At 30.9% G+C, this 4,773-nt stretch carries 4 protein-coding genes and 2 pseudogenes; 5 read left to right on the top strand and 1 reads right to left on the bottom strand.

All coding sequences use genetic code 11. The features are described from left to right. The 3 genes from WH52_RS14670 to WH52_RS14660 all read left to right on the top strand — a co-directional run. The coding region (locus WH52_RS14670; protein WP_317041859.1) for a tyrosine-type recombinase/integrase at positions 1-1,453 on the top strand (1,453 nt) is incomplete at its 5' end. 138 nt (positions 1,454-1,591) lie between these two features. Continuing rightward, complete coding sequence (locus WH52_RS14665) at positions 1,592-1,777, top strand: hypothetical protein (protein ID WP_086031724.1); 186 nt, start codon at positions 1,592-1,594, stop codon at positions 1,775-1,777. A gap of 114 nt (positions 1,778-1,891) precedes the next feature. Continuing rightward, complete coding sequence (locus WH52_RS14660) at positions 1,892-2,332, top strand: hypothetical protein (RefSeq protein WP_086031723.1); 441 nt, start codon at positions 1,892-1,894, stop codon at positions 2,330-2,332. A gap of 27 nt (positions 2,333-2,359) precedes the next feature. Here WH52_RS14660 and WH52_RS14655 read toward each other — a convergent pair. Beyond that, positions 2,360-2,845, bottom strand: a pseudogene (locus WH52_RS14655) (integrase core domain-containing protein); the annotation flags it as partial. 85 nt (positions 2,846-2,930) lie between these two features. Between WH52_RS14655 and WH52_RS14650 the strand changes: the two are divergent. Then, positions 2,931-3,194 (top strand): annotated as a pseudogene (locus WH52_RS14650) (transposase); the annotation flags it as partial. Positions 3,195-3,528: 334 nt separating this feature from the next. Continuing rightward, a partial coding sequence (locus WH52_RS14645) for a choice-of-anchor L domain-containing protein (protein ID WP_198938454.1) occupies positions 3,529-4,773 on the top strand: 1,245 nt, incomplete at its 3' end.

Here is a 4,773-nt window from a genome sequence, read left to right as displayed (position 1 = left end):
AGGTCACAGGTTCGAGTCCTGTTCCCGCTACAGAGCTAAAGAATTGAAAACTAACGGATTGTTTACGACAATCCGTTTTTTTATGTCTTTAACTTTGTTACTTTTACGTGCCGTAAACACTACCGTAAACACTTTTGAGATGAAATTGAACTTTACAGAACCTAAAATTTACACTGGTGGCGTGCTGATTTCAGAGTGGTCGAAATTGACGAAATCTGAACAAAAAACAGCATTAAGTAGAGATTGGTTTATATATTATTCTTACAGAAATCCCGAAACTTTAAAATTAAAACGTCAACCTTACATCAAAGCAGGCGTAAACAAATTAAAGACAAAAAGGGAACGTATAGCTTTTTTAAAAACAATGAAAGAAGCCTTGTTGAAATTACTTCAAGCAGGCTTTAATCCTTATCAAGATAATTCGGAATTAGAAGCCCAATTGTTTAGTGATGCTAACGAGAATACTATTTCTGATGTTACTATTGTCGACGCAAAAATAGCGCAAGAAAAAACGCAAAAAGCGCAAATTAATTCAGAAACAATAGCAGAGTTTGAAGAAATCTCTATTGTTAAAGCTTTTGAACTCGGGTTACGTTTAAAAGAAAAATTGATGAACAAAAATTCTTATACGAAATATAAGAGTCGAATTCATCGTTTTTCAAAATGGTTAAATACAAAAGGGTATGAAAAACAGTCTATCAACTCTTTAAATAAAAAACTGATTATTGAATATCTAAATGAAGTTTTGCAAAACTCAAGTGCAAGAAATAGAAATAACACAAGAACAGACATCAGTTCGTTATTTCAAATTTTAGAAGACAACGAACTCATTACAGAAAATTACGTTAAGAAGATAAATGTTCTTAAATCAATTCCAAAAAGAAACAAAACCTATACACCTCAACTTCAAAAAGATATTTATGAGTATTTAGAAGACAACGATAAACACTTACTATTATTTATTCAGTTTATATCGTACAACTTTTTACGTCCAATTGAAGTGTGTAGATTGAAGGTTGAAGATATTGATGTCAAGGACAAAAAGCTATATGTAAAAGCAAAGAACAGTCCTGTAAAAATTAAAATTATCCCTGATATATTACTAAAACAACTTCCAGACCTTACGCAAAAAAGCGCAAAATCATTTTTATTTACACAAAACGAAATAGGAGGAGCGTGGGATATTGAAGAAAGTAACAAACGAGATTACTTTACCAAACGTTTTAAGAAAATCAAAGATTATTTTAAATTAGGAAATGAATATGGTTTGTACAGTTTTCGACATACTTTTATTACTAAATTATATAGAGAACTACGAAAAACAAACTCTCCTTTTGAAACAAAAAGCAAACTGATGCTGATTACAGGACATACTACCATTACAGCCTTAGATAAATATCTAAGAGATATAGATGCAGAATTGCCACAAGATTATTCTTCATTGATAAAATAGGTCTTAGAAACTTGGCAAATCGTTGCAAAAAGTAGCAAAACCTTGCAAATCTTCTTGAATCCTTGCAAAACGTGACAGGGTTATATTAGAAGCTATTACTATTGTGCTTTAATTCAGTTTTAAAGCAAAAAAGTAATATTGAACGCACAAGTAGTATATCAAGTGGTTAAAGCACTTCCAAGGGAAGAGCAAAAAGCATTGTTTGAATTACTACAAAAAGAATTTAGCATCAACACACTTCAAATTAAAAAGGTAAAGAAACCTGTTTTAACCAAAGAAGATGCTATTCAATACTTACTAAAGAATGTTTTTAACAAGAAGTAAAACCAAAATAAAGACTTATTGAAAGATTGGTCTTTATTTTTTTGTCTATTTCACAAAACGTTAAATTGAATAAAATTTAACGTTTTATAGCCTCAAAAAAGTATAAAATAAACTATGAAGATAAATTGTAGGCATTGTAAAGAAGCTTTTATCAGGAAAAGAAGAAATCAAGGGTATTGTAGCGCAAGTTGTAGAACCATGGCATGTTATAAAAGAAATCGGTACGAATATGTTTCAGGTAGCTATAAAAAGAATACTGATAAATTAGGTGTTATAGAACCCCAAACAACAACTCAACTGGTACCCAAAGAACTAGATTCTAAACTCAAAACCCTATTAAAAAAAGAAGAAAAAGTATTTGATACTAAGAGTATGACGAATACGGTTGTTAGTAATTTACTATCAGATACTGCTGTGTATGGAATGAAGAAAATACTCAATCCAAAATCGTTACCTGCTACAAAAGGAGATGTTGAAATGATGTTAATTCAAATTCAAGAACTACAACAATTGTTAATTGAAATCAAGTTTAAGAATAAGTATAGGATATTGTAAGCTTCCCCTAATTAGAACTGCTTGTTTTTCTAAAATTTCTATAAAGCTATTGTTTTTCATTCTTTTGGAGCTAGCTCCAAAAGAATTAAGTTTTGCAAATCTTACAGGTGGCATTTTGCCTAAAGCATCATGCGGTCTGTAATTGTTATAATCTTCTATCCATATTTATGTTTGTTCTCTTACTTGTTCTAGGTTTTCAAAAATATATTTATCAAGTACGCCCCTTAGATAACTAACGTTGAACCTTTTTATAAATGCATTTTGAGTAAGTTTTCCTAGCTGTATGTACTTGAATTCTATAGTATGTATCTTGCTCCAGTTTTCGGTTATTTTGGGAATAAACTCCGGGGCATTATCCATTTTTATTTTTTTAGGCTTCCCTTTTTTATTAATAAGGTGATTAAGCACCCATACAATACGATTGCTGGGTAAAGAAAAATGTATCTCTATATGTAATACCTCTCTGTTAAAATCATCAATTATGTTAAAAGCTCTAAAGCGTGTTTTGGAACTACTACATTTACTCGGACAGGTTTTTAAGACTGTTTAATCAAAAATAAATATCTTAAATAATGAACGAGTTTAAAGTACTGAATTTAAATCTGAAGCAGTCCGATTAAATTATCAGCGAGAAAATATTAAAGAATTAGCAGATGAGCTAGGAATTCAGGTGCAACGTATTTATAAATGGAGGGCTGGTCAAAAATCAAACCCAGTTTCAAAGGTTAATACAAAGCCATTACCAGACTCATTGGAAGTAAAACAATTACGCAAAGCACTTAAAGAAAAAGAACTAGAGCTTGAGATATTGAAAAAAGCTGTTCCCATCGCTCTTGGAAAAGATGTGAACGGCTTTTTTTAATATTGGAATATGTGTTTTTTTTGAGATAGGCAAAAAATAAAGAAGATCTTTTAGTAATGTGTTGTTTTTGATGGTTTTATTTTCTAATTTTGATTTGTAAACACAGTGAAAAAATATGGGGGACGTTTTATATTATGCAAAATTATGGTATTCGTAGTGATATAAGGATACCATTTTTTGTTAGAGATACATAAGAATTTAAATATTTATAGATATAAGATTAATTTATAAATAATAAGATAATCTTATGGTTAAGAAATTATGTTCTGTGACTTATTTTTTAATTTTGTGTCTACAAAATTAAAAAAGATCAATTAACTATAAAGTGTAATGTATGAATAAAAAGTACTTTTTTAAAAAACAAATAAGATGTCTGTTGTTTTTTATTTTAATCTTCTTTTACAAAGAAAATTCTTTTTCTCAAGCGACAGTGACAAGTAATCCTACAGCAAATGATATTGCCGCTCAATTACAAACAGCAGGTATAATAATAAGTAATCCTACTATAACTTCTGGTAGTTCAAGTCAGTTAGGTGTTTTTTCAAATGGTACTGCAGGAGCAGCTTTGGAATTAGATACTGGAGTAGCATTTACAACTTCGACTATTACAAATGCTTTTTCTACTAACAATTTGACAGCTAACTCTGATAATTTAGGAATATCTTATAATGATATTGATGTAATTAATATTGATAATACTGCTAATAATGACGTTGTAATATTTGAGTTTGATTTTGTTGCACAACCAAATTATTCTGGAGTGTTGGTTGAATATCAATTTGGCTCAGATGAATATCCTGATTATGTAGGTTCTAGGTTTAATGATGTGTTTGGTTTTTTTGTTTCAGATCCTTCAGGTTCGGATCCATCAATACCTAATGGAGTGGATTTGAATAGTAATGGGCTTTATGATGGTTTAGAGGAACCTTCCCTAAATTTAGCTTTAGTTCCTGGTACTACTAATTCTGTGTCAATAAATAACATCAATGGAGGTTTTAGAGGATGTAACCAAGATGGAACCGCTGCTGATTTAACACAAACAGCATTATATATTAATAATGGGCATACAGGTGATGGAAGTACTTGTAGTACCAATACAGGAACTAAGCCTATTCATGTTGAGTTTAACGGTATAACACAAAAGTTTTCTGCGGTGATTAATTTGATTGTAGGAGTTACTTATCACATGAAAATAGCTATTGCTGACGTTGGTGATGCTACTTATGATTCTGGGGTTTTTATCTCTAGTGTTGGAGGATTACCTATAATAACAACAAGTAACGATTCTGGTTCTACTACTACCTTGGGAGGAGTTGCAGTAACTAATGTTTTGTTAAATGATACAGTTGGAGGGGTGGTAAATCCTTCAGTTAGTAATGTAGAATTAGCTCAGATTAGCTCTACTAACGCAGGTGTTTCTCTTAATACAGCTACTGGGGAGGTAATCGTAGCTCCTGGAACTCCTGTAGGGGATTATACTTTAGTTTATAATGTTTGTAAACCTTCACCTACTAACTGTAGTTCTTCTTCAGTATTGGTTTCAGTTTTACCGGTTATAGATGCGGTAACAGAGACTACT

Origin of the sequence: Tenacibaculum holothuriorum, assembly GCF_002120225.1 — a bacterium.
Taxonomy (GTDB): Bacteria; Bacteroidota; Bacteroidia; order Flavobacteriales; family Flavobacteriaceae; genus Polaribacter; species Polaribacter holothuriorum.
Note: the sequence above shows the minus strand (reverse complement) of the source record. Positions and strands in the feature narration are given on the sequence as shown.